Source organism: Micromonospora sp. NPDC049282 (assembly GCF_043197045.1).
In the GTDB taxonomy this organism is placed as follows: Bacteria; Actinomycetota; Actinomycetes; order Mycobacteriales; family Micromonosporaceae; genus Micromonospora.
The window spans coordinates 701,454-727,333 of the sequence record NZ_JBICSL010000001.1 but is presented as its reverse complement, the minus strand read 5'-3'; the positions used below and the strand labels follow the sequence as shown (position 1 = coordinate 727,333).

The 25,880-nt window shown below is 73.0% G+C and carries 25 protein-coding genes and 1 pseudogene; 20 read left to right on the top strand and 6 right to left on the bottom strand.

What is annotated here, in order from left to right:
* The first annotated feature begins 33 nt into the window (after nt 1-33).
* Nucleotides 34-1,179 (top strand): glycosyltransferase family 4 protein, encoded by a 1,146-nt coding sequence (locus ACGFI2_RS03380; RefSeq protein ID WP_393509834.1) that lies wholly within the window; start codon nt 34-36, stop codon nt 1,177-1,179.
* Between the two features lie 64 nt (nt 1,180-1,243).
* The gene (locus ACGFI2_RS03375) at nt 1,244-2,335 is read left to right on the top strand and encodes a mannose-1-phosphate guanylyltransferase (protein WP_393509832.1); all 1,092 of its coding nucleotides are present in this window, start codon (nt 1,244-1,246) and stop codon (nt 2,333-2,335) included.
* A gap of 30 nt (nt 2,336-2,365) precedes the next feature.
* Here ACGFI2_RS03375 and ACGFI2_RS03370 read toward each other — a convergent pair whose 3' ends face one another.
* Nucleotides 2,366-2,944, bottom strand: coding sequence for an NUDIX hydrolase (locus ACGFI2_RS03370; RefSeq protein WP_393509829.1), 579 nt, complete (start codon nt 2,942-2,944; stop codon nt 2,366-2,368).
* A 91-nt stretch (nt 2,945-3,035) separates the two neighbouring features.
* Between ACGFI2_RS03370 and ACGFI2_RS03365 the strand changes: the two are divergent.
* Both ACGFI2_RS03365 and ACGFI2_RS03360 read left to right on the top strand, forming a co-directional pair.
* A pseudogene (locus ACGFI2_RS03365) lies at nt 3,036-3,755 on the top strand (hypothetical protein); the annotation flags it as partial.
* A 242-nt stretch (nt 3,756-3,997) separates the two neighbouring features.
* A complete protein-coding gene (locus ACGFI2_RS03360; protein ID WP_393509826.1) occupies nt 3,998-4,996 on the top strand; it encodes an ArsR/SmtB family transcription factor in 999 nt (332 codons plus the stop codon).
* 55 nt (nt 4,997-5,051) lie between these two features.
* On the opposite strand, the gene ACGFI2_RS03355 is transcribed toward ACGFI2_RS03360, so the two are convergent.
* Nucleotides 5,052-6,137 (bottom strand): coenzyme F420-0:L-glutamate ligase, encoded by a 1,086-nt coding sequence (locus ACGFI2_RS03355; protein WP_393509823.1) that lies wholly within the window; start codon nt 6,135-6,137, stop codon nt 5,052-5,054.
* Nucleotides 6,134-7,081: a 2-phospho-L-lactate transferase gene (gene cofD / locus ACGFI2_RS03350; RefSeq protein ID WP_393509820.1), complete on the bottom strand. Its 948-nt coding sequence runs from the start codon at nt 7,079-7,081 to the stop codon at nt 6,134-6,136. The genes ACGFI2_RS03355 and cofD overlap by 4 nt, the downstream gene beginning before the upstream one ends.
* Nucleotides 7,082-7,180: 99 nt before the next feature.
* Between cofD and ACGFI2_RS03345 the strand changes: the two genes are divergently transcribed.
* The 6 genes from ACGFI2_RS03345 (at nt 7,181) to ACGFI2_RS03320 (ending at nt 13,880) form a co-directional block, all read left to right on the top strand.
* A complete protein-coding gene (locus ACGFI2_RS03345) occupies nt 7,181-8,215 on the top strand; it encodes a hypothetical protein (protein ID WP_393509817.1) in 1,035 nt (344 codons plus the stop codon).
* Nucleotides 8,216-8,358: 143 nt separating this feature from the next.
* Nucleotides 8,359-10,893, top strand: a complete 2,535-nt coding sequence (locus tag ACGFI2_RS03340; RefSeq protein ID WP_393509814.1) for a bifunctional FO biosynthesis protein CofGH — start codon at nt 8,359-8,361, stop codon at nt 10,891-10,893.
* A 150-nt stretch (nt 10,894-11,043) separates the two neighbouring features.
* Nucleotides 11,044-11,334: a hypothetical protein gene (locus tag ACGFI2_RS03335; RefSeq protein ID WP_269693697.1), complete on the top strand. Its 291-nt coding sequence runs from the start codon at nt 11,044-11,046 to the stop codon at nt 11,332-11,334.
* A 71-nt stretch (nt 11,335-11,405) separates the two neighbouring features.
* Nucleotides 11,406-12,803: a DUF4331 domain-containing protein gene (locus ACGFI2_RS03330; RefSeq protein ID WP_393509811.1), complete on the top strand. Its 1,398-nt coding sequence runs from the start codon at nt 11,406-11,408 to the stop codon at nt 12,801-12,803.
* Between the two features lie 63 nt (nt 12,804-12,866).
* Nucleotides 12,867-13,160: a phospholipase gene (locus tag ACGFI2_RS03325; protein WP_393510086.1), complete on the top strand. Its 294-nt coding sequence runs from the start codon at nt 12,867-12,869 to the stop codon at nt 13,158-13,160.
* Between the two features lie 459 nt (nt 13,161-13,619).
* Complete coding sequence (locus ACGFI2_RS03320; RefSeq protein WP_013284161.1) at nt 13,620-13,880, top strand: WhiB family transcriptional regulator; 261 nt, start codon at nt 13,620-13,622, stop codon at nt 13,878-13,880.
* A 59-nt stretch (nt 13,881-13,939) separates the two neighbouring features.
* Here ACGFI2_RS03320 and ACGFI2_RS03315 read toward each other — a convergent pair whose 3' ends face one another.
* Nucleotides 13,940-14,389, bottom strand: coding sequence for a metallopeptidase family protein (locus ACGFI2_RS03315; RefSeq protein WP_018787548.1), 450 nt, complete (start codon nt 14,387-14,389; stop codon nt 13,940-13,942).
* Between the two features lie 154 nt (nt 14,390-14,543).
* On the opposite strand from ACGFI2_RS03315, the gene ACGFI2_RS03310 reads away from it, so the two are divergent.
* Nucleotides 14,544-14,921, top strand: a complete 378-nt coding sequence (locus ACGFI2_RS03310) for a DUF3499 domain-containing protein (protein WP_393509808.1) — start codon at nt 14,544-14,546, stop codon at nt 14,919-14,921.
* A 19-nt stretch (nt 14,922-14,940) separates the two neighbouring features.
* On the opposite strand, the gene ACGFI2_RS03305 is transcribed toward ACGFI2_RS03310, so the two are convergent.
* A complete protein-coding gene (locus tag ACGFI2_RS03305; RefSeq protein ID WP_393509805.1) occupies nt 14,941-16,287 on the bottom strand; it encodes an aspartate aminotransferase family protein in 1,347 nt (448 codons plus the stop codon).
* A 739-nt stretch (nt 16,288-17,026) separates the two neighbouring features.
* On the opposite strand from ACGFI2_RS03305, the gene ACGFI2_RS03300 reads away from it, so the two are divergent.
* On the top strand, nt 17,027-17,170 hold the full coding sequence (locus ACGFI2_RS03300) for a hypothetical protein (RefSeq protein WP_393509802.1): 144 nt from the start codon (nt 17,027-17,029) through the stop codon (nt 17,168-17,170).
* A 21-nt stretch (nt 17,171-17,191) separates the two neighbouring features.
* Nucleotides 17,192-17,395 carry a DUF397 domain-containing protein gene (locus ACGFI2_RS03295; RefSeq protein ID WP_393509799.1) on the top strand — a complete coding sequence of 68 codons (204 nt, stop codon included), beginning with the start codon at nt 17,192-17,194 and terminating at the stop codon, nt 17,393-17,395.
* Here ACGFI2_RS03295 and ACGFI2_RS03290 read toward each other — a convergent pair.
* Entirely contained in the window at nt 17,374-17,886 is a 513-nt protein-coding gene (locus ACGFI2_RS03290) for an Lrp/AsnC family transcriptional regulator (RefSeq protein WP_393509797.1), read from the bottom strand. The two genes, ACGFI2_RS03295 and ACGFI2_RS03290, sit on opposite strands and share 22 nt — an antisense overlap.
* A gap of 206 nt (nt 17,887-18,092) precedes the next feature.
* On the opposite strand from ACGFI2_RS03290, the gene ACGFI2_RS03285 reads away from it, so the two are divergent.
* The 7 genes from ACGFI2_RS03285 to speB are packed head-to-tail and all read left to right on the top strand — an operon-like array spanning nt 18,093 to nt 25,871.
* Complete coding sequence (locus ACGFI2_RS03285) at nt 18,093-19,277, top strand: extracellular solute-binding protein (RefSeq protein ID WP_393509794.1); 1,185 nt, start codon at nt 18,093-18,095, stop codon at nt 19,275-19,277.
* Between the two features lie 5 nt (nt 19,278-19,282).
* Nucleotides 19,283-20,503 carry an ABC transporter ATP-binding protein gene (locus tag ACGFI2_RS03280; RefSeq protein ID WP_393509791.1) on the top strand — a complete coding sequence of 407 codons (1,221 nt, stop codon included), beginning with the start codon at nt 19,283-19,285 and terminating at the stop codon, nt 20,501-20,503.
* Entirely contained in the window at nt 20,500-21,411 is a 912-nt protein-coding gene (locus ACGFI2_RS03275; RefSeq protein WP_393509788.1) for an ABC transporter permease, read from the top strand. The genes ACGFI2_RS03280 and ACGFI2_RS03275 overlap by 4 nt, the downstream gene beginning before the upstream one ends.
* Nucleotides 21,408-22,241: an ABC transporter permease gene (locus ACGFI2_RS03270; RefSeq protein WP_393509785.1), complete on the top strand. Its 834-nt coding sequence runs from the start codon at nt 21,408-21,410 to the stop codon at nt 22,239-22,241. Before ACGFI2_RS03275 ends, ACGFI2_RS03270 begins: the two co-directional genes overlap by 4 nt.
* Nucleotides 22,238-23,659 (top strand): NAD(P)/FAD-dependent oxidoreductase, encoded by a 1,422-nt coding sequence (locus ACGFI2_RS03265; protein WP_393509782.1) that lies wholly within the window; start codon nt 22,238-22,240, stop codon nt 23,657-23,659. The genes ACGFI2_RS03270 and ACGFI2_RS03265 overlap by 4 nt, the downstream gene beginning before the upstream one ends.
* Entirely contained in the window at nt 23,659-24,861 is a 1,203-nt protein-coding gene (locus tag ACGFI2_RS03260; protein WP_393509779.1) for a saccharopine dehydrogenase family protein, read from the top strand. Before ACGFI2_RS03265 ends, ACGFI2_RS03260 begins: the two co-directional genes overlap by 1 nt.
* A complete protein-coding gene (gene speB, locus ACGFI2_RS03255) occupies nt 24,858-25,871 on the top strand; it encodes an agmatinase (RefSeq protein ID WP_393509777.1) in 1,014 nt (337 codons plus the stop codon). The genes ACGFI2_RS03260 and speB overlap by 4 nt, the downstream gene beginning before the upstream one ends.
* Nucleotides 25,872-25,880 lie beyond the last annotated feature (9 nt).

Sequence of the window (25,880 nt, the reverse complement as noted above, 5' to 3'; positions counted from 1 at the left end):
TCCCCACATCCGCGCCACCTGAGGAGTTGCCCCGTGACCGCCGGTCGCCCGCCCCGCGTTCTCATCGACGCCACGAGTGTCCCCGCCGATCGCGGCGGCGTCGGTAGATACGTCGACGGCCTGCTCGGCGCGCTCGGCCGGGTCTGCGGCGACGGCGTCGACCTGGCCGTGGTGAGCCTCCGCACCGACCTGGAGCGCTACACTCGGATGCTGCCCGGTGCCGAGATCATCCCCGCGCCGGCGGCGGTGGCGCACCGGCCGGCGCGCCTCGCCTGGGAGCAGACCGGCCTGCCGCTGCTGGCCCAGCAGGTCGGCGCGGAGGTGCTGCACTCGCCGTTCTACACCTGCCCGCTGCGGGCCGGGTGTCCGGTGACGGTGACCGTGCACGACGCGACGTTCTTCACCGAGCCGGAGCACTACGACAAGTCGCGCCGGACGTTCTTCCGCAGCGCGATCAAGACCTCGCTGCGCCGCGCCGCCCGGGTGATCGTGCCGAGCAAGGCCACCCGGGACGAGCTGATCCGGCTGCTGGACGCCGACCCGACCCGGATCGACGTGGCCTACCACGGCGTCGACCAGGCCGCCTTCCACGCGCCGGGCGACGAGGAGAAGGCCCGGGTCCGGGCCCGCCTGGGGCTGGGCGACAACAGCTACGTCGCGTTCCTGGGTGCCAAGGAGCCGCGCAAGAACGTACCCAACCTGATCCGGGGCTGGGCCCGGGCGGTGGCCGACCGAACCGACCCGCCGGTGCTGGTGGTGGCCGGCGGCCAGGGGCACGACGACGACATCGACCGCGCGGTGGCCGAGGTCCCGTCGCACCTGCGGCTGCTCCGCCCCGGCTACCTGCGCTACGCCGACCTGCCCGGTTTCCTCGGCGGCGCGCTGGTGGCCGCCTACCCGTCCTACGGCGAGGGCTTCGGGCTGCCGATCCTGGAGGCGATGGCGTGCGCGGCGCCGGTGCTCACCACGCCGCGACTGTCCCTGCCCGAGGTGGGCGGCGACGCCGTGGCGTACACCAGCGAGGACCCGGACCAGATCGCCACCGACCTGGCCGCCCTGCTCGACGACGAGCAGCGGCGGCTCTCCCTGGCCAAGGCCGGCTTCGACCGGGCCAAGGAGTTCACCTGGGAGTCCAGCGCGGAGGTGCACATCGCCGCCTGGCGGCGGGCACGTTCCTGAGCGTCCGTCGCGGCGCGCCGCCGACGCACCGTGGCGGCTCGCCCGCTTCGGGCATGATGTGCTGATGTTCTACGCCGTCATCCCGGCGGGCGGCAGCGGCACAAGGTTGTGGCCGCTGTCCCGCGCCGGCCATCCCAAGTTCCTCCACCCGCTGACCGGCACCCCCGCCTCGCTGTTGCAGGCCACGGTCGACCGGTTGGCGCCGCTGACCACACCGGAGCGCACGCTCGTGGTCACCGGAGCCGCGCACGCCGCGGCGGTGGCCCGGCAACTGGCTGGCCTGCCGGAGGAGAACGTCCTGGTGGAGCCCTCTCCGCGGGACTCCTGCGCGGCCATCGCGCTGGCCGCCGCGGTGATCGCCCAGCGCGCCCCCGACGCGGTGATGGGCTCGTTCGCGGCCGACCACCTGATCGGCGACCCGGACCGCCTGACCGAGGTGGTGCGGCAGGCGATCCGCGGCGCCGAGCAGGGGCTGTTGGTGACGGTGGGCATCACCCCGACCCGGCCGGAGACCGGCTACGGCTACCTGGAGACCGGCGACCCGGTGGGCGACGGGCCGCTGCGACCGGTACGCGAGTTCAAGGAGAAGCCCGCGGCCGAGGTGGCCGAGGGTTACCTCCGCTCCGGCCGGCACCTCTGGAACGCCAGCATGTTCGTCTGGCGGGTGGACGTCTTCCTGACCGAGCTGGCCCGCCAGCAGCCGGCGTTGCACGCCGGGATCACCGCCATCGCGGCGGCCTGGGGCACCTCGGAGCAGGACGACGTGCTCGGCAGGGTGTGGCCGACGCTGCCGAAGATCTCGGTCGACTACGCGGTGATGGAGGGCGCGGCGACCGCCGGCCGGGTGGCGACCGTGCCGGGCGACTTCGGCTGGAACGACGTCGGCGACTTCCACACCCTCGGCGAGGTGCTCCCGGCCGATGCCGCCGGCAACGTGGTGCTCGGCGGCGACGCGAAGCCCGGCGTGCTGCTGCACGACACCACCGGCACCGTGGTGGTGCCGCACTCCGGTCGGCTCGTCGCCACGGTCGGCCTGCACGACCTGATCGTGGTGGACACGCCGGACGCGGTGCTGGTCTGTCCCCGCGACCGGGCGCAGGACGTCAAGAAGATCGTCGACCAGCTCAAGGAGCGTGGCGAGGAGGGCCTGGTCTGACCGGGCGCCCGCCGGGCCGTCGGCGTGTCCTCAGCCGGCGGCGCGGCGGGCCAGCGCGGCCAGCGCCGGCGCCACCAGCTGGGCGGTCGCGTGGGCGAGCGGCTCCGGCAGGCGGTCCGGCGGGAACCAGCCCAACGCCTCGGACTCGTCGCTGACCCGCTCGGTCGCCCCGGTCGGCGCGAACACGGCGTACCGGACGTCGTGGTGCAGCGAGCCGCCCTGGCAGGCGACCGGGTGGATGTCCACGTCGATCGGAACCGGGTCCAGGGTCAGGCCGGGGATCCCGGACTCCTCGGTCGCCTCCCGCAGCGCGGCGGCAGCGAGGCTCCGGTCGCCGGGCTCGCAGTGCCCGCCCAACTGCACCCACCGGCGCATCTTGCCGTGCAGGCAGAGCAGCACCCGGTCGCCGGTCGGGTCGAGGACCAGCGCGCTGGCGGTGACGTGCCCGGGCCGGTGCGCGCGGCTCATCGCCACCGGCCCGGCGGCCAGCAACGCCAGGGTGCGGTCGCGGTTGGTGGCGGTGGCGGGGCTGGTCGCCGTCCAGCGGCTCAGCTCCGCGACGGCGTCGGCGTGCAGGTCGGCGTACGTGGTGCGGGAGGTGTCGGGCACCCGGACACTGTACGAGCGCCGCCTCCGTACCCTGGCCCGGTGACCCTGCGACTCGTCGAGTTCCTGGTGGCCGGCAACGAGGCGAGCGACCTGCTGCGCGCGGTTCCGGGAGGACGACGCGGCGACCGGGCCGCTCGCCGTGCGGGTGGTCCGCAACCGTTTCCGGCTGCACCGGGCGGTCAACGACGCGCTCGTCGCCACCCCGCTGCCGCTGCTGCCGCCGGGCGAGGAGGTCCGGCGACGGTTCATCGTGGCGACCCGGGACCGGGGCGCCGCCCGGGCCAAGGGTTGGGTGACCCGGCTGGCGGACGACGACCTGCCGCTCAACGTCGAGGCGGCGGCGTTCACCCCGGCCGGCACCGCGCTGCTCGGCCTGCGGTTCCCGGTGACCGCCGACGGTGAGCCGATCTACGTCGAGCTGGCCGGGGTGGCGGAGATGTTCGACGACAGCGGCCCGGCGGGCTGGCCGCGGGCGCTCGGGGCGTACGCGCTCAGCGGGGTGACGCCGGCCGGCGCGCTGGCCGGTTTCCGCGCGATCACCCCGACCGGCGACGGTGGCTACGCGGCGGTGATCGGCTCGATCGACGCGCTGGGCAAGGGTTCGGTGCTGCTCGACGACCACCCGCACGGCGGTGAGGTGACGTCGCGGCACGTGCGGTTCCACCACGTCCCCGGCGGCGGCGCCCGGGTGGACGCCGAGCTGGTGGCCGAGTTGGCGCCGTTCCACCAGGTGGAAGGGCTGGCCGAGGTGGCGGGAGGCTGGTGCTACGTGACCGACGAGGACCACCGGGTGGCGCTCTGGATCGGATGAGCGAGGGCCGGACGGCACCCCTGCGGAGCGAATCCGCAGACCCTCGTGGTGCCGTCCGGCCACGCCCGTCGGCCGGCAACCGGGTCGACACTGCGCCCCGGCGTCGGCGGGCAATCCAGAGTCTGCCGAACCGCCGTCCTGGCGTCGAGGTCTTTCACGTCACGCTTAAAGATGGAGATTAGTGCCGGCGGGTAAAGTGCCAGGGGTGGCGGGCACCTCCGCCGTCCACCCGGGAGCGCTCCATGTTGAAGATCATTTTCTCGAGCGAGGACATTCTGCGGACCCGGGTCGCCCCGGCCGCGGACCCGCTCTGGGAGTTGGTCCTCAGCCTGCACCTGCTCCAGGGGCGCAGCCGTGACCCGCTGTCGAACACCTGGCGGCGTGGCGTCGCGCGGGGCCTGCGGACCGACACCGGTGCCGAGCGCTACCGGCTGCTCCTCGCGCTCAACCCGCCGCGCGGCTACTTCCCCGACTTCCTCACCCCGTCCGCCAGCCGGGACGGGTTCGAGGCCGGGCTGGAAGCGGTGCGGGGCACCCCGCTCGGCATGCTGCGCCGTGACCTGACCGTGCTCGCCGGGGAGACCCCGCTGCCACCGTCGGCGACGGCGCTCGCCCGGGGCGAACCCGAGGTGTTGCAGGACCTCACCGACACCATGGCGCGCTACCAGTCGCTGGCGGTGACGCCGTACTGGGCCCGGGTCCAGGCCGCCGTCGAGGCGGACCGGGCCCGCCGTGCCCGGGCCATGCTCGACGGCGGCGCGGAAGGGTTGCTGGCCAGCCTCAAGCCCACCATGCGCTGGGCCGACGGGGTGCTCGAGGTGCTCGACTACCCGGATACCCGGGAGCTGCACCTGGACGGCCGGGGCCTGCTGCTCGTCCCGTCGTTCTTCTGCTCCCGCACCCCGGTGGCGCTGCTCGATCCGAGCCTGCCCCCGGTGCTGGTCTATCCGGTCGACCGGCTCGGCGGCCTCACCCCCGAGACCGGCGGCGGCCGGGAGAGCGACGCCGCCCAGCGGGAGGCGCTCGCCGCGCTGCTCGGGCGCACCCGCGCGGCCGTGCTCCAGGTCGCCGACGAGGGCTGCACCACCGGCGAGATGGCCCGGCGGCTGCACATCTCCGCCGCCGCGGCCAGCCAGCACACCACCGTGCTCCGCAACGCCGGGCTGCTGGTCAGCCACCGCGACCGCAACCGGGTGCTGCACACGCTGACGCCGCTGGGCCGCGCGGTCCTCGACGCCTGACCCGCCGGCCCGGCGAGCGGCCGGATCGTCCGCCCGGGACCGGCCCGGGGTGCGGTCAGAGGGCCAGGGTGGCGCTGGCGGTGGTGCCCACCGGAGGCGGCAGCAGGGTCGAACCGACACCCTCGGCGGCCAGCGCGGTGCGCAGGCGTTGCAGGTCCGCGCCGAACCGGACCAGATCCGCCCGGTCGACCGGGGTCGGCGCCGCGCCCAGCACCAGATCGGTGGCCGTGGCGGGCCAGCCGGGCACGTTGGCGGCGAGTCCGGCGCGTACCTCCTGGTCGGTGACGTGGGTGAAGACGGTGCCGGGGGCGATCACCTCGGCGACCGCGGCGATCGCCCGTTCCACCGCGGCCGGGTCGGCGGGCTCCGGGCCGATGCCGTCGGCGAGGGTGGCCGCCGCACGCAGGCCGGCGGCGCGCGCCTCGGCGGTGCCCAGCGAGAAGAGGTCCAGCGAGGCGTCCCGTACCAGCGTCCGGGCGCCCTCGTCGTCGTCCCGGGTCGCGTCGAGATAACCGCGGACGACCGCGACGGGCACCTGGTCGCACTTGCCCTTGATCAGCTCGCCGGCGCCGGCCAGCTCGTCGACCACGGCCATCTGGGTGAGATGGAGTTCGTTGCCGTACGGATCGACCTCGCCCCGGTGGTCGCGGATCGCCGGCATGCCCGCCACCCCGAGCGCCACGTCGGTGAGGCCGTTGCGCCACGGGCGGCCCATGGTGTCGCTGACGACGACCGCGACGTCGACGCCGTACCGGTCGCGCAGCGCGGCCCGCAGCGCCCGGGCGGAGGCGTCCGGGTCCACCGGCAGCAGCACCAGCCGGGTCTTGTCCACGTTTGACGCGTCGATGCCGGCGGACGCCATCACGAACCCGTGGTGGGTCTGCACGATCCGGGTCGTGCCCCGGGTGGCGACCACCCGGGCGGTCTCGCCGGCCAGCACCCGGTCCCGCTCGGCGAGGCGTTCCGGGCCGTCCGCCGGCACGTCGACCAGCCGGCCCTCCGCCTTCGACACGATCTTGCTGGTGACCACCAGCACGTCGCCGTCGCGCAGCCACGGAGCCGCGCCGGCGATCAGCGCCGCCAGGTCGTCGCCCTCGGTCACGTGGCCGATGCCCGGCACCGGCAGGATCTCCAGCCTCACATCAACTCCAGCGCGGCGCGCACCATCGCGGCGGCGGCCGCCTCGTCGGTCATCCGCAGCGGCGCCGGAGCGACCACCACGTCCGGCACCACCGTCCCCGCGTCCTCCGGCGCGACCAGCCAGCCGTCGAGCAGCCCGCCGCCCGAGCGGCCGCCGTAGAGGCCGCCCACCCCGGCCGCGCTGCACTCGACACCGAGCACGGCCAGGCAGCGGTCGGCCATGCCGCGTACCGGCGCGCCGCCGATGATCGGCGACACCCCGACGACCGGGGCCGGGCCGCCGGCCACCGCGTCGCGCAGGCCGGGTACGGCCAGCACGGGGGCGATGCTGACCACCGGGTTGCTCGGCGCGATCAGCACCACGTCCGCGGCGGTGATCGCCTCGACCACGCCGGGAGCGGGCTTCGCCGCGTCCGCGCCGACGAAGACGAACTGGTGCGTCGGTACGTCGGCCCGGTACCGCACCCACCACTCCTGGAAGTGGATCGCCCGCCGCCCCTGTTCGTCGGAGATGACGACGTGGGTCTCCAGGCGCTCGTCGGTGGCCGGCAGCAGACGTACGCCGGGCTGCCAGCGGGCGGCCAGCGCCTCGGTGACCTGGGACAGCGGGTAGCCGGCGTTGATCATCGTGGTGCGCACCAGATGGGTGGCGAGGTCCTTGTCGCCGAGGCCGAACCAGCTCGGCTCCGCCCCGTACGCGGCCAGCTCGGCCTTGACCGTCCAGGTCTCGCCGACCCGACCCCAGCCACGGTCCGGGTCGGCGCCGCCACCGAGCGTGTAGAGCACGCTGTCCAGGTCGGGGCAGACCTTCAGGCCGTGCAGCAACAGGTCGTCGCCGACGTTGACCACTGCGGTCACCTCGGCGCCCACCTCCCGGGCGTACGCCCGGACGCCGAGCAGGAAGCGGGCGCCCCCGATGCCGCCGGTCAGTACCACGATGCGCATGCCGTCCATCCTTCCGCACGTGCCGCCGTCGATCGCCCGGTGGCCGGAGAGACTAGGCTCACTTCGCCAACTGTCCGCTTTCGTCCCCTGGGGGAGTCCGTGACCAGCCCCGCCGAGCCCGCGTCCGGTGACGCCGCGCAGGCCAGCCAACTGACCAAACCGCTACGCGAACTGGCCGCGCTCGTCCTGCTCGGCGCGAACGCCGTGCTGCTCTTCGTGGCCCTGCTGCGCCTGCTGGTGCCGGCCGACGACTACAGCACGTTCAGCGGCCGGGCCGGGAGCGCCTTCTTCGCCTTCGTCGGGCTGGAGGCGACCGTCCTGCCGCTGCTGGCCGTCCTGCTCGCCACGCACGTCCGTCCGGTGCTGCCGAGGGCGAAACTGATCACCCAGGTGGCGTTGGTCGAGTACGCGGTCTCCGCCGTCTTCGGCGCGCTGACGTTCCTGTCCTGGCTGGTCGGCCGGCTCGCCGACGGCGAGGTGCTGGACGCGTTCCTCGGGCTGCTCACCCGGGTGGCCTGGCTGGCGATCTTCGCGGTCGCCGGGTACGTGGTGTTCAAGATCTGGCGCACGCTCTACTACGTGCCGAGGCCCAAGCCGCAGCCCGGCGTCTACGGCCAGGCCCAGCCCGGCTGGCCGCAGCAGCCCGGTCAGCCCGGCGGCTACCCGGCCCCGGGCGGCTACCCGCCGGCCGGTGTGCCCCCGCAGCCCGGCCAGCCCCCGGCGGGTTATCCGCACGCGGGCGCGCCGCCGCAGCCCGGCTGGCCGCAGGCCGGCCCGTACGGGCAGCCGCAGTCGGCCCCGCCGTTCAACACCGCGCCGCCGCACGCCCCGCAGTCGGCCCCGCCGTTCGGGTCCCCGCAGCCGGGTTCGCAGCCCGGCCCGCAGTTCGGCGCCCCGTCGGCCGGCGGGCAGCCCGGCGGCCCGCAGTTCGACGCTCCGTCGGCCGGCGGCCCGCAGGCCGGCACCCCGCAGTTCGGCTCGCCGTCCCCGGCGCCGCCGTTCGGCCAGCCGCCGTCGGCCGACCCGACCCAGGCGATCCCGCGCCAGCCCGCCGAGCCGGGTCGGCCGGCGTCTCCGGCCGACGAGGAGCGCACCCAGCGCTTCGACCGCGAGGACCCGAACCAGCCCCGGTGACCCGGTCGGCGGGCGGCGGACCACCACCACCGCCCGCCACCGCGTTCCGTGCCGGGGCGCGGTGTCAAGCGGGGCCCCTTCCTCTACCGGAGGCGTTGACAGGGGGCCCCGCCTTGCGTCTGGGGAGCGCATAGGCTGGGCCGATGGTTGATCGCAGCGACTCCGTCCCGACCGAGGCGAGCGTGCGGCGGGCGCTCGGCCGCGCCGCCACCGGTCGAGCGCTGGACGCGGACGAGGCGGCCACGCTGCTCACCGCGCGCGGCCCGGCGCTCGACGAGCTGCTCCGGGTCGCCGGCGACATCCGCGACGCCGGATTGCGCGACGCCGGCCGTCCCGGCGTGGTCACGTACTCCAAGAAGGTCTTCATCCCGCTGACCCGGCTCTGCCGGGACCGCTGCCACTACTGCACGTTCGCCACCGTGCCGCACCGGCTGCCCGCCGCCTACCTGGAGCGCGACGAGGTGCTGGCGATCGCCCGCGAGGGTGCCGCGCAGGGCTGCAAGGAGGCGCTCTTCACGCTCGGCGACCGCCCCGAGGAACGGTGGCCGGCGGCCCGGCGGTGGCTGGACGAGCGGGGGTACGACTCGACGCTCGACTACCTGCGCGCCTGCGCGGTGGCGGTGCTGGAGGAGACCGGCCTGCTGCCGCACCTCAACCCGGGCGTGCTCTCCTGGTCGGAGTTGCAGCGGCTCAAGCCGGTCGCGCCGAGCATGGGCATGATGCTGGAGACCACCGCGACGCGGCTCTGGTCGGAGCCGGGCGGCCCGCACTTCGGCTCACCGGACAAGGAGCCCGCGGTGCGGCTGCGGGTGCTCGACGACGCCGGCCGGGTCGGCGTGCCGTTCACCACCGGCATCCTGATCGGCATCGGCGAGAACCGGGCCGAGCGGGTCGACGCGCTCTTCGCGGTCCGTCGCGCCATGCGGGAGTACGGCCACCTCCAGGAGGTGATCGTGCAGAACTTCCGCGCCAAGCCGGACACCGCGATGCGCGGCATGCCGGACGCGGAGCTGCACGACCTGGCCGCCACCGTCGCGGTGGCCCGGGTGCTGCTCGGCCCGAGGGCCCGCATCCAGGCGCCGCCGAACCTGATCGCCGGCGAGTACGACCTGCTGCTGCGCGCCGGCATCGACGACTGGGGCGGGGTCTCGCCGGTGACGCCCGACCACGTCAACCCGGAGCGGCCCTGGCCACAGCTGGACGAGCTGGCGGCCCGTACCGCGGGCGCGGGGTTCACGCTGCGCGAGCGGTTGACCGTCTACCCGGAGTACGTGCGGGCCGGCGGTCCGTGGCTGGACCCGCGCCTGCTGCCGCACGTCACCGCGCTCGCCGACCCGGTCACCGGGCTGGCGGTCGAGGAGGCCCGCCCGGTGGGGCGGCCCTGGCAGGAGCCGGACGAGGTCTACGGCGGCCGGACCGACCTGCACGCCACGATCGACGTCACCGGCCGGACGGAGGACCGGCGGGGCGACTTCGACAGCGTCTACGGCGACTGGTCCGAGGTGGCCGGCAAGGTGACCGCGGAGGCGCGCGCGGTGCGCGCCGGCGTACCCGGGACCGGCGTCGCGGACGGCGACCTGCGCGCGGGGCTGCGGCTGGCGGCGGACGACCCGGCCGCGTTGCTGGCGCCGGCGCACGAGGCGAAGGCGCTGGCGTTGTTCGGCGCGGACGGGCCGGCGCTGGACGAGCTGTGCCGGATCGCCGACGACGCGCGTCGCGACGCGGTCGGCGACGACGTGACCTACGTGGTCAACCGGAACATCAACTTCACAAACGTCTGCTACGTGGGCTGCCGGTTCTGCGCGTTCGCCCAGCGGGAAAGCGACGCGGACGCGTTCCGGCTCTCCCTGGAGCAGGTGGCCGACCGGGCCGAGGAGGCGTGGACGGCGGGTGCCACCGAGGTCTGCCTCCAGGGCGGCATCGACCCGAAGATGCCGGTGACCGGGTACGCCGACATCGTCCGCGCGATCAAGGCGCGGGTGCCGGGGATGCACGTGCACGCGTTCTCCCCGATGGAGATCGTCACCGCGGCGGCGAAGGCCGGCGTGCCGGTGCGGGAGTGGCTGAGCCGTCTGCGCGAGGCGGGCCTGGACACCATCCCGGGCACCGCCGCCGAGATCCTCGACGACGACGTGCGCTGGGTGCTCACCAAGGGCAAACTGCCGGCCGCCGCCTGGGTCGACGTGGTCAGCACGGCCCACGAGCTTGGCATCCGGTCCAGCTCCACGATGATGTACGGCCACGTCGACCACCCCGGCCAGTGGCTGGCCCACTTCCGGGTGCTGGCCGGGGTGCAGGACCGCACCGGCGGGTTCACCGAGTTCGTGGCGCTGCCGTTCGTGCACACCAACGCGCCGATCTACCTGGCCGGCATCGCCCGGCCGGGGCCGACCTGGCGGGAGAACCGGGTGGTGCACGCGATGGCCCGGTTGCTGCTGCACGGCCGGATCGACAACATCCAGTGCTCCTGGGTGAAGCTCGGCGACGCGGGCACGGTGGAGATGCTGCGCGGCGGCTGCAACGATCTCGGCGGCACGCTGATGGAGGAGACCATCTCCCGGATGGCCGGGTCGGGCAACGGTTCGGCCCGGACCGAGGAGCAGTTGCGGGCGATCGCCGCCGCGGCCGGGCGACCGTTCCGCAAGCGGACGACCGCGTACGGTCACGTCGGCGCCTGACGTCGAACCTTTCCCCGCGCCGCGCCGTACCTGTGGATGCCGGCGGCGGTTGCGGCGAGGACCGCCGCCGGTGACCCCAGCCCGGGGACCCGGCGGCGTCCGGGTGCCCGGCTCCCGCGGCGCTGCGGCGCCGGTCCGGAAAGGTTGCCGATGAGCACTGACGAGACCACCGACGCGCCGAAGCGGCGGGCCTGGCCCCGGTTGACCCGCCGGCAGACGTTGACCGCCGCCGCGAGCGCCACCCTCGGCGCGGCCGCACTCACCGTGCCGGGTCTGTCCGCCGCGCAGAACGCCCCGTCCGCGAGCCGGCGCGACGAGCCGATCGTGGTCCATCTCCGCGACGCCGCCACCGGCACGATGGACGTCTTCGTCGGCACGACCCGGGTCGAGGTACGCGACCGCGGTCTGGCCGACCGCCTGGTACGCGCCGCCCGTCGCTGATCCCCGCCCCTCCCGGCGCGGGCTCCCGACGCCGGTCCGTCAAACGTTTCCCGACGAAGGTGTGGTCCGCCATGTCCTCTCACCGCGAGGCCCCGGAGATCGCCAAGGATCCGGTCGCCGACAGTTCCGACCTGTACGCGTTCGTCAGCCCGAGCCGGCCCGACACGGTCACGTTGATCGCCAACTACGTGCCGGTGCAGCTCCCGTCCGGCGGCCCCAACTTCTTCGAGTTCGGCGACGACGTCCGGTACGAGATCCACGTCGACAACGACGGCGACGGTTACCCGGACGTCACCTATCGTTTCGAATTCACCACCGAGATCACGAATCAGAACAGCTTTCTCTACAACACCGGCCCGATCGAGTCGCTGGACAGCAAGAACTGGAACCGGCGCCAGTTCTACCGGCTGACCCGGGTGGCGGACGGTCGCGAGCACGTGCTGGCGACGAAGCTGCCCTGCCCGCCGTGCAACGTGGGTCCGCTGTCCACCCCGAACTACCAGAACCTGGTGAAGCAGGCGACGTTCAAGCTGTCCACCGGGGAGAAGGTGTTCGCCGGCCAGCGGGCCGACGGCTTCTTCGTGGACCTGGGCGCGGTGTTCGACCTGGGCACGCTGCGGCCGTTCCAGCAGCTGCACGTGGCCGGGAAGAAGCTGTTCAAGACCGAGGGCGAGCCGGTCAACGCGCTGGACCGGCTGAACGTGCACAGCATCGCCATCCAGGTGCCGTTGGCCAAGGTGCGCCGCAAGGCCGGCCGGTACGGCTACGCCGACCGCGCGTCGACCATCGGCGTCTGGACCAGCGCGTCCCGCCAGCAGGTGCGGGTGCTCGGGGACCGGGTGTCGGCGGACGTCGCCACCGGCCCGTTCACGCAGGTGTCGCGGCTCGGCAACCCGTTGTTCAACGAGGTGATCGTGCCGATGTCCAAGAAGGACCTGTGGAACGCGTTGCCGCCGTCGGAGGACAAGCGGTTCGCCGGGTTCGTCGAGCGCCCCGAGCTGGCCGCGCTGCTGCCGGTGCTCTACCCGGGCGTCTTTCCCGCTCTGGACGCGTTGAACAAGGCGAAGAAGCCCCGCGCGGACCTGGTGGCGATCCTGCTCACCGGCGTACCGGCCGGGTTGATCGACGGATTCGCGAACACCACCGGCGACACCCAGGCCGACATGCTGCGGCTGAACACGGCGATCCGGCCCAGCGCCAAGCCGGACCGGTTCGGGGTGCTCGGCGGCGACCTGGCCGGCTTCCCCAACGGCCGGCGAATCGGTGACGACGTGGTGACCATCGCGTTGCGCGCGATCGCCGGGCTCACCGTGCCGTTGGTGGACAAGACGTTCAAGCCGGACGCCGCGGCGGCCGCCGTCACGCCGGGTCTGGACGCCACCGACGTGACCGCGCCGTTCCTCGCCGACTTCCCCTTCCTCGGCACCCCGTACGACGGGTTCAACAACCCGCCGGCGAAGAAGTCCTGACGGGAGCGCGGCGTGCAACAGCACCAGCACCACGACCTCGGCCCGTCGTACCGCGGCACCGTCATGCTCGACCTCGGCGGCGACTGTGGCGCGCTGATCATCCACACCGGTCGGGACCTGCACGGACGAGAGATCGAGATCAGCCGCGCGGACCGGGACGCCCCCCGCACCCACTCGGCGGTACGTGAGCGGCACGTCCTGGACGGCGTCTTCCACAGTGCCGTCTACCCGGACCTGGAAGCGGGCGTGTATACCGTCTGGTGGGACGAGGACACGCCGGCCGGCACGATCTCCGTCACCGGCGGGTCGATCACCGAGTTCGTCTGGCCGACCAGCTCACCGTCGCGAAACGACTGACCGGCCACGCCGGCCGACCGACGCGCCCCGTCCACATGTTGGACGGGGCGCGATCGGCGTTGACCGCCTCGACGGGCGGTACCGCGCCGGGCGCGTTACCCTTTGCCCCACCATTGGTGATCTTGGACGACGGCCGGCGGGGGCGCCCGGCCGGCCCGTCCGGCGTCGCGCCACGGCAGAAAACTTGGGGCAACTCGCCGGGGAGGGCGTTACTCGTCCGGGGTCTGAATCGATAGGGCAGGTTGCGAGGCTACGGGCGGCCGCGGCGGCTGTCCCGGACGTGTCGGGAGGGCGACTCCATTATCAAGTTTGGCTTGACGGCGCACGCATTACACGCGTGTAATTTGAATGGGGTTGTTCGCACGGAAGCGCACCAATTGGGCCCGTACGAACAAGCACGCCTTTCGCGTGGGGGGTTGCAGCGGCGAATGACGCCGGTGCGCGACAAGGAGGCAATCGATGGACGGCCAGCTCGAGGTGGCCGACCTGCTCGGGAACGCGCCGGAGTGGCAGGAGCGGGCGCTCTGCTCGCAGACCGACCCGGAGGCGTTCTTTCCCGAGAAGGGCGGCTCGACCCGCGAGGCGAAGCGCATCTGCTCGCGGTGTGAAGTGAAGACCGAATGTCTGGAGTACGCGCTCGGCCACGACGAGCGATTCGGGATCTGGGGCGGCCTCTCCGAGCGGGAGCGGCGCAAGCTCAAGCGGCGGGTCGCCGCCTGACCCGCGTACGGGCCGGGGCGGTGGGGGCCGCCCGGCCCGTGGGGTACGACGTGCGGCGCTCAGGCCAGTTCGTCGGGGTCGACCCCGAGCAGGTTCGCCACCTGCTCGATGATCACGTCGTGCACGAGATCCGCCAGGTCCTCCCGGTCCATCGCGCGGAACTCCAGCGGCCGCCGGTAGAGCACGATCCGCGGCGGCACCTCCTGACGGCCGGGCCGGCCCGGCAGGAGCCGGGCGAGCGGCACCTCGCCGTCCTCCAGCACGTCGGAGTCGTAGACGTTCAGGTCCGGCGGGACGTCCTCGACGGCGAACTCCACCCCGGCCAGCTCCTTGGCGAACCGGCGTTCGAGCGTCTCCACGGTGTCGAGCACCAGGTCGTCGAAGACCTCGGCCTTGGTCCGGGCCAGCGGCACGGTGGCCGGCACCAGCCGCCCGCGCAGCCCCCGACCGTGCCGGTCGCGATGGGTGCGCCGGCCGGAGCCGGGGCGGCGGTTCTGCGGGCTCGTCATGACGGACAGGGTAGCCCGGTGACCGGGCCCCACCGCCGTCGCGCGGTCGCCCGGCGTGCCGGTGCGCCGATCGGGCGAATTGTGATCATCATGACGGGCGTGTCGTAACGCGAAGCGGTGCGCCGGACCCGGTAATGGGGATACCCTGCCGCACGTGAGGTCACCACGGCGCTGCTCCCGTAACGGCTGCCCCCGGCAAGCGGTCGCCACATTGACCTATGTCTACAACGAGTCGACGGCGGTGGTGGGCCCGCTCGCGGCGTTCGCCGAGCCGCACACGTACGACCTGTGTGAGCAGCACGCCCGCAGCCTGACCGCCCCGCGCGGCTGGGACGTGGTGCGGCACGAGGGCGAGTTCGAGCCGCCGCCGCCCACCACGGACGATCTGGTCGCGCTGGCCGAGGCGGTCCGCGAGGCCGCCCGGCCGGCCCCGCCGCGCCCGCCCGAGGACGACCAGTCCCGCCCCCAGTCCCAGCCCCCGCACCAGCAGGGCCGCCGGGGCCACCTCCGGGTGATCCCGCCCAACCACTGACGGCCTCTCGCCGCTGCGGTCAGAGTTGGGACCAGGCCTCGGTCAGCACGGCGCGCAGGATCTGCTCGATCTCGTCGAACTGCTGCTGCTCGGCGATCAGCGGCGGGGCGAGCTGGATCACCGGGTCGCCGCGGTCGTCGGCGCGGCAGTAGAGGCCGGCGGCGAAGAGCGCGGTGGACAGGAAGCCGCGCAGCAGCCGCTCGGACTCCGCCTCGTCGAACGTCTCCCGGGTCGTCTTGTCCTTGACCAGTTCGATGCCGTAGAAGTAGCCGTCGCCCCGCACGTCGCCGACGATCGGCAGGTCGTGCAGCTTCTCCAGGGTGGACCGGAACGCGTCCTCGTTGGTCCGCACGTGCCCGACCAGATCCTCGCGGGCGAAGACCTCCAGGTTGGCCAGGGCCACCGCGCAGGAGACCGGGTGCCCGCCGAACGTCACGCCGTGGGCGAACATGCCGGTCTCGGTGAGGAACGGCTCCATCAGCCGGTCGCTGGCGATCATCGCACCGAGCGGGGCGTAGCCGGAGGTGATGCCCTTGGCGGTGGTGATGATGTCCGGCTGGTAGCCGTAGCGGGTGGCGCCGAAGTACTCGCCGAGCCGACCCCAGGAACAGATCACCTCGTCGCTGACCAGCAGCACGTCGTACGCGTCGCAGATCTCGCGGACCCGCTCGAAGTAGCCGGGCGGTGGCGGGAAGCAGCCGCCGGAGTTCTGCACCGGCTCCAGGAACACCGCGGCGACCGTGTCCGGCCCCTCCCGCTCGATCGCCCGGCCGATCTCGTCGGCGGCCCACCGGCCGAACGCCTCGGGGTCGTCGCCGTGTTCCGGGGCCCGGTAGAAGTTGGTGTTCGGCACCTTGATCCCGCCGGGCACCAGCGGCTCGAAGTCGCTCTTGATGCCGGGCAGTCCGGTGATCGACAGCGCGCCCATCGAGGTGCCGTGGTAGGCGATGTAGCGGCTGACCACCTTGTACTTGTTCGGCCGGCCGGTGCGCTTGTAGTAGGCCCGGGCGAGTTTCCACGCCGCCTCGACGGCCTCCGAGCCGCCGGTGGTGAAGAAGACCCGGTTCAGGTCGCCCGGGGTGAGCGCGGCGATCCGCTCGGCCAGCTCGACCGCGCTCGGGTGGGCGTACGACCAGAGTGGGAAGTAGGCCAGCTCGCCGGCCTGCTTGGCGGCGGCCTCGGCCAGCTCGGTCCGGCCGTGGCCGGCATTGACGACGAAGAGCCCGGCGAGTCCGTCGAGGTAGCGGCGGCCCTGCGCGTCCCAGATGTACGCGCCCTCGCCCCGCACGATGGTCGGGACCTCGCCGGCGGAGTAGCTGGCCATCCGGGTGAAGTGCATCCAGAGGTGGTCGGTGGCGTTGGCCATGTCAGCCCCATCGGGTCGCGGGCCGGTCCGGGGTGACACCGGCCGCTCTGCCCACGGTTATCCCACAGCCGGTGCCGATATGGCAAGTGAGTGAGTGTTTACGCGACGGATTCAGCGACACCTGTTTGCATCTGCGACGGATTTCGCGGCCCTTGCGGTGGGGTCCTTCCGGGCGGGCAGGTGGGATCGGACTCCCTTTAGAGCTGAGTCGTTGGTGATATCGCGCAGGCGGCACGTAGCGGCACCGCTCTCGCCCGTGCCGTCGTCCGGTCCGCCGTCCCGCCGCCTGCCCGCCGCCTCTTCCGCCGTCCGGCCCGCCGCCGGAGCCGGCCTCCAGGCCGCCGCGTCGATCGCAAGTTCCGCCACCTCGCGCTCACAGGCTCTGAGTCGTTTGCGATATCAGCTCTAAAGGCTCGCTCGGGAGGACGTGGACCTCGGCCGGTGAGGACACCTCGGGGGCCTTTCCGGGGCACCGGTCGCCGACCTCCGATGTCGGCAAGAGATCCGGGCACGACACGCCGGGTGAGTGCGGACATCGATACGGAGCGTCGTTACGGTGCCGCCCATGGGTGACCGGACAGGAGGCGCGGATGGCGAACGAGGTGCTGCGGGTGGCGATGGCGGAGCGAGGGGAGACGGTCGAGTCGCTCGCCGCGAAGGTGCGGGTCGACCCGAAGATGGCGGCGCGCTGGCGGCCGGCCGCATCCCGCATCCGCATCCCCGGGTCGCGGTCGCCGAGGTGCTGGGCCGCGCGGTTGCCGAGCTGTGGCCGGAGCCGTCGCGCCGCCGCGACCTGCCGTGGTTCCGCCCGTGGGCCGAGCTGGAGCAGGACGCCGTCTCGATCCGCTCCTACCAGCCGCTGCTGGTGCCGGGCCTGCTTTAGACCGACGGGTACGCCCGCGCGGTGCTGGGCACGGGCGCGCTGCTCGCCCCCGCCGAGGTGGACGAGATCGTGGCGAGCGGCGGCGACTGTGTCGAGGTGGCCGACAACCTGCCCGGTCGGGTGCTGGTGCGCGACAGCAAGGACCGGGCCGGCGGCGCGCTCAGCTTCACCCCGGCCGCCTGGCGGACCTTCGTCGGCCAGGCTCAGGCCGTGCCCCAGGTGTAGGTCTGCTTGCGCAGCTTCAGGTAGACGAACGCCTCGGTGGAGAGCACCCCGGGCACCCCGCGCAGCTTCTGCAGGATCTCCAGCAGGTGCGCGTCGTTGCGGCAGACCACCTCGGCCAGCAGGTCGAACGAGCCGGCGGTGATCACCACGTAGTCGATCTCCTCGAACTCGGCGAGCCGGTCGGCCACCGGCTCCAGGTCACCGTCGGTGCGCAGTCCGATCATGGCCTGGCGGGGGAAGCCGAGCTGGAGCGGGTCGGTCACCGCGACGATCTGCATGACGCCGGCGTCGAGCAGGCGCTGCACCCGCTGGCGGACCGCCGCCTCGGAGAGGCCGACCGCCTTGCCGATGCTCGCGTACGGGCGCCGACCGTCCTCCTGGAGCTGCTCGATGATCTGCTTGGCCACGTCGTCGAGCAGAGCGTGATTGGAGCCGTCACGCACGGTGACCCGGCGGGTGCCGTTGCCGTTCTCCGGTTGTCGGTTGGCCATCGCCGCTCCCCATGTCCGATTCTCTGTGCTGAGCGTAGTGCCCCGGCGCAGTCTGGCGTATTTCGTGGCGCTTAGCTATTTCGGCAACGGAATCCCTTGTAAGGGAGGGTTTCTCATGTCAGGATCAGTGCCCCATCGCCACTGACCCTCCCGCCGGCGAGCCGCCCCCGTCCCGCCGCCGACGATGCCCCCCAAGGAGTCGTCACATGCGTAGTCCCCTCCGGACGCTCACCCGGCGTGGTCTGCTCACCGGGACCCTCGGCTCGGCCGCGCTGCTCGCCACCGTGGGCACGCTCGCCGGCTGCGGTACCAAGGGCGCCCAGCAGACCGAGGCCGGGTGCAAGAGCGACGACCTGTCCGCCACCGAGAAGAAGCTGGCGTTCTCGAACTGGCCGCAGTACATGGACACCGACGAGAAGAACGCGGCCAAGCGCCCCACGCTGGACGCCTTCGTCGCCGCCTCCGGCATCCAGGTGACCTACACCGAGGACGTCAACGACAATAACGAGTTCTTCGGCAAGGTGCAGAACCAGCTCGCCGGCTGCCAGAGCACCGGCCGGGACATCATGATCCTCACCGACTGGATGGCCGCCCGGATGATCCGGCTCGGCTGGATCCAGAAGCTGGACAAGTCGAAGATCGGAAACGTCGAGGCGAACCTGCTGCCGTCGCTGCGCGGTCGCTCCTTCGACAAGGACACCCAGCTCGCCGTCCCCTGGCAGTCCGGTCTGGCCGGCCTGGCCTACAACGCCAAGGTGACCAAGGAGATCCGCACCGTCGACGAGCTGCTCACCCGCGCCGACCTCAAGGGCAAGGTGACCGTGCTGTCGGAGATGCGCGACACCATGGGCCTGCTGCTCCAGGCCGGCGGCCACGACCCGGCCAACTTCACCCCGGCCCAGTTCGACGACGCTTTGAACAAGCTCAGGAAGGCCGTGGACAGCAAGCAGATCCGGCGCTTCACCGGCAACGACTACGCCCCCGACCTGGCCAAGGGCGACATCGCCGCGTGCATCGGCTGGTCCGGCGACGTGATCCAGCTCGGCTTCGAGGACGCCAAGATCAAATTCGTGGTGCCGGAGTCCGGCGTGATGCTCTGGTCGGACAACATGCTGGTGCCGAACAAGGCCACCCACCGGGCCAACGCCGAGGCGCTGATGAACCACTACTACGAGCCGGCGGTGGCGGCGAAGCTCGCCGCGTACGTCAACTACATCTGCCCGGTCCAGGGCGCGCAGGCCGAGATGGAGAAGATCGACCCGGACCTGGCCAAGAACCCGCTCATCTTCCCCGACGACGCGATCCTGGCGAAGTCGAAGGTCTTCATGGCGCTGGACGAGCAGCGCGAGAAGGAGTACGAGACCAAGTTCCAGCAGGTCATCGGGGCGTGAGGCAGATGGCGCAGGAAGCACCGGCCGGCGATCTGCGACTGGCCGACCTCACCAAGCGGTTCGGCGTCTTCACCGCCGTCGACGACCTCAGCCTCACCGTCCCGCAGGGCTCGTTCTTCGCCCTGCTCGGCGCGTCCGGCTGCGGCAAGACCACCACGCTGCGGATGATCGCCGGGCTGGAGGCGCCGACCAGCGGGCGGGTGCTGCTCGGTGACCGCGACATCACCGGGCTGCGGCCGTACAAGCGGCCGGTCAACACCGTGTTCCAGAGCTACGCGCTCTTCCCGCACCTCGACATCCACGAGAACGTCGCCTTCGGGCTGCGCCGCCGCGGCATCCGCAAGGTGGCCGAGCAGGTCGAGCGGATGCTCGCGCTGGTCCAGCTCGAAGGGTACGGCCGGCGCCGGCCGGCCCAGCTCTCCGGCGGCCAGCAGCAGCGCGTGGCGCTGGCCCGGGCGCTCATCAACCACCCGCAGATGCTGCTGCTCGACGAGCCGCTCGGCGCGCTCGACCTGAAGCTGCGCCGGCAGATGCAGATCGAGCTGAAGCGGATCCAGGCCGAGGTCGGCATCACCTTCCTGCACGTCACGCACGACCAGGAAGAGGCGATGTGGATGGCCGACACGGTCGCGGTCATGAACGCCGGGCGGATCGAGCAGCTCGGCGCGCCCGCCGACATCTACGAATACCCGGCCAGCCCGTTCGTGGCCAACTTCCTCGGCCAGTCCAACCTCATCGAGGCCGAGGTCAGCGGCCACGACACGGACGACCTGCTGGTCACCGGGCACGGCACCCGGTTCACCACCCCGCTCGACCGGGCCCGGTCCCGCCAGGGCCCGGTCTGGCTCGGCGTACGGCCGGAGAAGCTGCGACTGGTCGCCGACCGCACCCGGGTCCCGGACGGCCGCAACGCGGTCAGCGGCGTGCTGACCGACATCTGCTACGCCGGCGTGAGCACCGAGTTCCTGCTCCGCACCCCCTGGGGGCAGGAGATGTCGGTGTTCACCGCCAACAGCGACCCGGACGCCCGGCTGGTGCCCGGCGCCGAGGTCACCGCCCACTGGCATCCGCGGCACTCCTTCGTCCTGCCCCGCGACGACTCCGCCCGCGACGACCCCGAGGACAGCGCCACCCGGGCCGGAGCCACCGGCGGCGGCCAAGCGCCCGGCGGTCCGGCGGACGGTGATGTCGGCGCGCCACCGCAGCGTCTCGAAGCCGCGACATGACGGCGCTGGCCCACCTCGGCGGGGCGCCGCCCACCACGCCTGCCGCGCCCGAACCCGAGCGGAGACGGCGGCGCCTCCTGCCGTACCTGCTGCTGCTGCCGGGCGCCGCCTGGCTGCTGGTCTTCTTCGCGCTGCCGCTGCTCCAGCTCGCCGCGGCCAGCCTCTACGACCCGGCCGGCTCGCTCTCCACCGGCTACGCGATGACCTGGGCGGTCGGCAACTACCCGGACGCGTTGCAGGCGTACTGGCCGCAGTTCGTCAGGTCCTTCCGCTACTCGGCGATCGCGCTCGTGCTCGCGCTGGTGATGGGCTACCCGCTTGCGTACGCGATCGCGCAGAAGGCCGGCCGGTGGAAGAACCTGCTGCTGGTGGCCGTGGTCGCGCCGATGTTCACCAGCTTCCTGGTACGCACGCTGGCCTGGAAGACCATCCTGTCGGACAACGGCGCGCTGGTCGGGCTGCTGCGTGACGTGCACCTGCTCGGCCCGGACGGCCGGCTGCTGGCCACCCCGGTCGCGGTGGTGCTCGGCCTGACGTACAACTTCCTGCCGTTCCTGGTGCTGCCGCTGTACGCGAGCCTGGAGCGGCTCGATCCCCGGCTGCTGGAGGCGGCGAGCGACCTCTACGCGAGCCCGCTGCGCGCGTTCGGCAAGGTCACCCTCCCGCTGTCGATGCCCGGCCTGATCGCCGGCACGCTGCTCTTCTTCATCCCGGCCACCGGCGACTACATCAACGCCGAACTGCTCGGCACCCCGAACGAATACATGATCGGCAACGTCATCGACTCGGCGTTCCTGGTCCGGCTCGACTACCCGCAGGGCGCGGCGCTGTCGTTCCTGCTGATGGCCGCGATCCTGGCGATCGTCTTCACCTACCTGCGCAAGGCCGGCACCGAGGAGGTCCTGTGACGGAAGTCAGGCGCTGGCTCGCCGACCGGTGGGTGATGGGCGTGGCCCTGCTCGTCCTCGGCTACCTCACGCTGCCGATCGTGGTGGTCGCCGGGCTCTCCTTCAACCGCCCCTCCAGCCGGCTCTCCTACGACTTCGACGAGTTCACGCTGGACAACTGGGCCCGCCCCTGCGCCACCGCCGACATGTGCGACGCGGTGGTGCGCAGCATGGAGATCGGCCTGATCGCCACCGTGGTCTCCACCGTGCTCGGCACGCTGATGGCGTTCGCCCTGGTCCGGCACGGCTTCCGGGGGCGGTCCGGGATCAACGGCCTGATCTTCCTGCCGATGGCCACCCCGGAACTGGTGATGGGCACCTCGCTGCTCGCCCTCTTCGTCGCCGCCGGGGTGCCGCAGGGCTTCTGGACCATCGTCATCGCGCACGTGATGTTCTGCGTCTCGTTCGTGGTGGTCACCGTGAAGGCCCGGCTCGCCGGCATGGACCGGCGGCTGGAGGAGGCCGCGATGGACCTCTACGCCAGCGAGTGGCAGACGTTCCGCCGGATCACGCTGCCGCTGGTGCTGCCCGGCATCGTGGCCGCCTCGCTGCTCGCCTTCTCGCTCAGCTTCGACGACTTCATCATCACGAACTTCAACGCCGGCACCACGGTCACCTTCCCGATGTACGTCTGGGGCGCCGCCCAGCGGGGCATCCCGCCGCAGGTCAACGTCATCGGCACGGCCATGTTCGCGATCGCGCTGCTGCTGGTCGGGGCCAGCTCGCTGCGCGGCCGGCGAGCCCGTCGGGCCGCCCTCGCGGTGATCGCCACCCCGGCGGGGAAGCCGTGACCCTCCCGCATCCCGGCCGGGCGCTGGCCGACGCCGCGCCCGTCCCCTACTGGCTGGACCGCCCGGTTCGCCCCGACCCGCGGCCCTCGTTGACCGGCGCGCACACCGCCGACCTGCTGGTGATCGGTGGGGGGTACGCCGGGCTGTGGACCGCGCTGCTGGCCAAGGAGGCCGACCCGGACCGCGACGTGCTCCTGGTGGACGCCGGCACCTGCGGCTGGGCGGCCTCCGGGCGCAACGGCGGGTTCTGCGCGGCGTCGCTCACCCACGGCCTGGCCAACGGCGTCGAGCGGTTCCCCGGTGAGATCGGCGAGCTGGAACGGCTCGGCCGGGAGAACCTGGACGCGATCGCCGCCACGGTGGCGCGGCACGGCATCGACTGCGACCTCGAGCGCACCGGGGAACTGGCGGTGGCGGTCGAGCCGTACCAGCTCGACGGGCTCGCCGCCGACGCCGAGCTGGCCCGCCGGTACGGCCGCGACGTGCGGCTGCTCGACCGCGACGAGGTACGCGCCGAGGTGGCCTCACCGACGTACCTCGGCGGGATGTGGGATCGGGACCGGACGGCGCTGCTCGACCCGGCGAAGCTGGCCTGGGGACTGCGCCGGGCCGCGCTCGGCCTGGGCGTCCGGATCCACGAGCACACCCGGGTCACCGGGCTGGCCGCCGACGGCGCCGCGCTGCGCGCCACCACGGCCGGCGGCGCGGACGCCGCGCCCGGCGCGGTGCGGGCCGCCCGGGTGGCGCTGGCCACCAACGCGTTCCCGCCGCTGCTGCGCCGGCTGCGCGCCTGGACCGTGCCGGTCTACGACTACGCGCTGATGACCGAGCCGTTGAGCCCGGCCCAGCGGGACGCGATCGGCTGGCACAACCGGCAGGGGCTGGCGGACACCGGCAACCAGTTCCACTACTACCGGCTCACCGCGGACAACCGGATCCTGTTCGGCGGCTACGACGCGGTCTACCACTACGGCAACCGGATGGCCCCCGAGCTGGAGCGGCGGGAGGCCACCTACCGCATCCTGGCCGCGCACTTCTTCCACACCTTCCCGCAGTTGGAGGGGCTGCGCTTCAGCCACCGCTGGGGCGGCGTGATCGACACCTGCACCCGGTTCTGCGCGTTCTTCGGCACCGCGCACCGGGGGCGGCTGGCGTACGCGGCCGGGTACACCGGGCTCGGTGTCGGGGCGACCCGGTTCGGCGCGCGCGTGACGCTCGACCTGCTCGACGGCGCGGACACCCCGCTGACCCGCCTCGACCTGGTGCGGCGCAAGCCGCTGCCGTTCCCGCCGGAGCCGTTCCGGGCCGCCGGCATCAACCTCACCCGCTGGTCGCTCGCCCGTGCCGACGCGCGGGACGGGCGGCGCAACCTCTGGCTCCGTACTCTCGACCGCTCTGGACTGGGGTTCGACTCCTGATGCGTATCCTGCTCGTCGGCGCCGGTGGCGTCGGCTCCGCCGCCGTATCCATCGCCGCCCGCCGCTCCTTCTTCGAGACCATGGTGGTCGCCGACCACGACCCGGCGCGCGCCGCCCGGGCGGTCGCCGGTCACGGCGACCGGTTCGTCGCCGCCACCGTCGACGCGTCCTCCGCCGACGCGGTCACCGCGCTCTGCCGGGAACACCGGATCACCCACGTGCTCAACGCGGTCGACCCGCGCTTCGTCATGCCGATCTTCGACGGCGCGTTCGCCGCCGGGACCGACTACCTCGACATGGCCATGTCGCTGTCCCGACCGCACCCCGAGCGCCCCTACGCCGAGCCCGGGGTCAAGCTCGGCGACGAGCAGTTCGCCGTCTCGGCGCGGTGGGCGGACGCCGGCCGGCTCGCGCTCTGCGGCATCGGCGTCGAACCCGGCCTCTCCGACGTGTTCGCCCGCTACGCCGCCGACGAGCTGTTCACCGAGATCGACGAGATCGGGGTACGCGACGGCGCGAACCTCACCGTCGCCGGTTACGGGTTCGCCCCCTCGTTCTCCATCTGGACCACGATCGAGGAGTGCCTCAATCCGCCGGTGATCTGGGAGGCCGATCGCGGCTGGTTCACCACCGAACCGTTCAGCGAGCCGGAGGTCTTCGACTTTCCGGCCGGCATCGGCCCGGTCGAGTGCGTCAACGTGGAGCACGAGGAGGTGCTGCTGATCCCGCGCTGGGTTTCGGCGAAGCGGGTCACGTTCAAGTACGGCCTCGGCGCCGAGTTCATCGAGGTCCTGCGCACGCTGCACAAGCTCGGCCTGGACTCCACCGCCCCGGTCCGGGTGCGCGGCGTCGACGTGTCGCCGCGCGACCTGGTGGCCGCCGCCCTGCCCGACCCGGCCACGCTCGGCGACCGGATGAGCGGAAAGACCTGCGCCGGCACCTGGGTCACCGGCACCGGGCCGGACGGCCGGCCCCGCCGGGTCTACCTGTACCACGTGGTCGACAACGAGTGGTCGATGGCCGAGTACGGCCACCAGGCGGTGGTCTGGCAGACCGCGGTCAACCCGGTCGTGGCGCTGGAGCTGCTGGCCACCGGCGCCTGGTCGGGCGCGGGTGTGCTCGGCCCCGAGGCGTTGCCGCCGACGCCCTTCCTCGACCTGCTCGCCGGCTACGGCTCGCCGTGGGGGATGGAGGAGCGATGACCCGGTACGGCCCGATGTACGGACCGGACGTCACGTTCCTCGGCGTGCCGCCGTGCACGGTCGAGGAGCCGGTCACCTACGCCGACGCCGACGTGGTGGTGATCGGCGCGCCGTTCGACGGCGGCACCTCGCACCGGCCCGGCACCCGGTTCGGCCCGTCCGCCATCCGGCAGGCCTGCTACCTGCCGCACGACGGCTCCCGCCCGTCCCTGGCGCTGCGCGTGGACGCGCTGAAGGACCTGTGCGTCCACGACGCCGGGGACGTGGAGATGTTCGGCGGCGACATCGAGCGTTCGCTGGCCGCCCTGGAGACCGCCGTGCACGCGGTCGCCGCCGCGGGGGCGATCCCGGTGGTGCTCGGCGGCGACCACTCGATCGCGTTGCCGGACGCCACCGGGGTGGCCCGGCACCACGGGCTCGGCCGCGTGTCGTTGGTGCACTTCGACGCGCACGCCGACACCGGGGACCTCGAGTTCGGCTCGCTGCACGGGCACGGCCAGCCGATGCGGCGGCTCATCGAGTCCGGCGCGGTACGCGGCGACCGCTTCCTCCAGATCGGCCTGCGCGGCTACTGGCCCGGCCCCGACACGCTGGCCTGGATGGCGGAGCAGCGGATGCGCTCCTACGAGATGACCGAGATCGTGGCGCGCGGGCTGGACACCTGCCTCACCGAGGCGTTCGGCATCGCGACCGACGGGTGCGAGGGCGTCTTCCTCTCCGTCGACGTGGACGTGGTGGACCCCGGCATGGCGCCCGGCACCGGTACGCCCGAACCGGGCGGGCTGACCTCCCGCGAGCTGCTCGACGCGGTCCGCCGGGTCTGCTACGAGCTGCCGGTGGTCGGCCTGGACGTGGTCGAGGTCGCGCCGCCCTACGACCACGCCGACATCACCGCCTACCTGGCCAACCGCGTGGTGCTGGAGGCCCTGTCCGCGATCGCCCGCCGCCGCCGCGACGCCGCCGGCGGCCCCCCGTGGAACCCCACCCAACCCCTCCTCGACGCGCGCTGAACCTGGTCC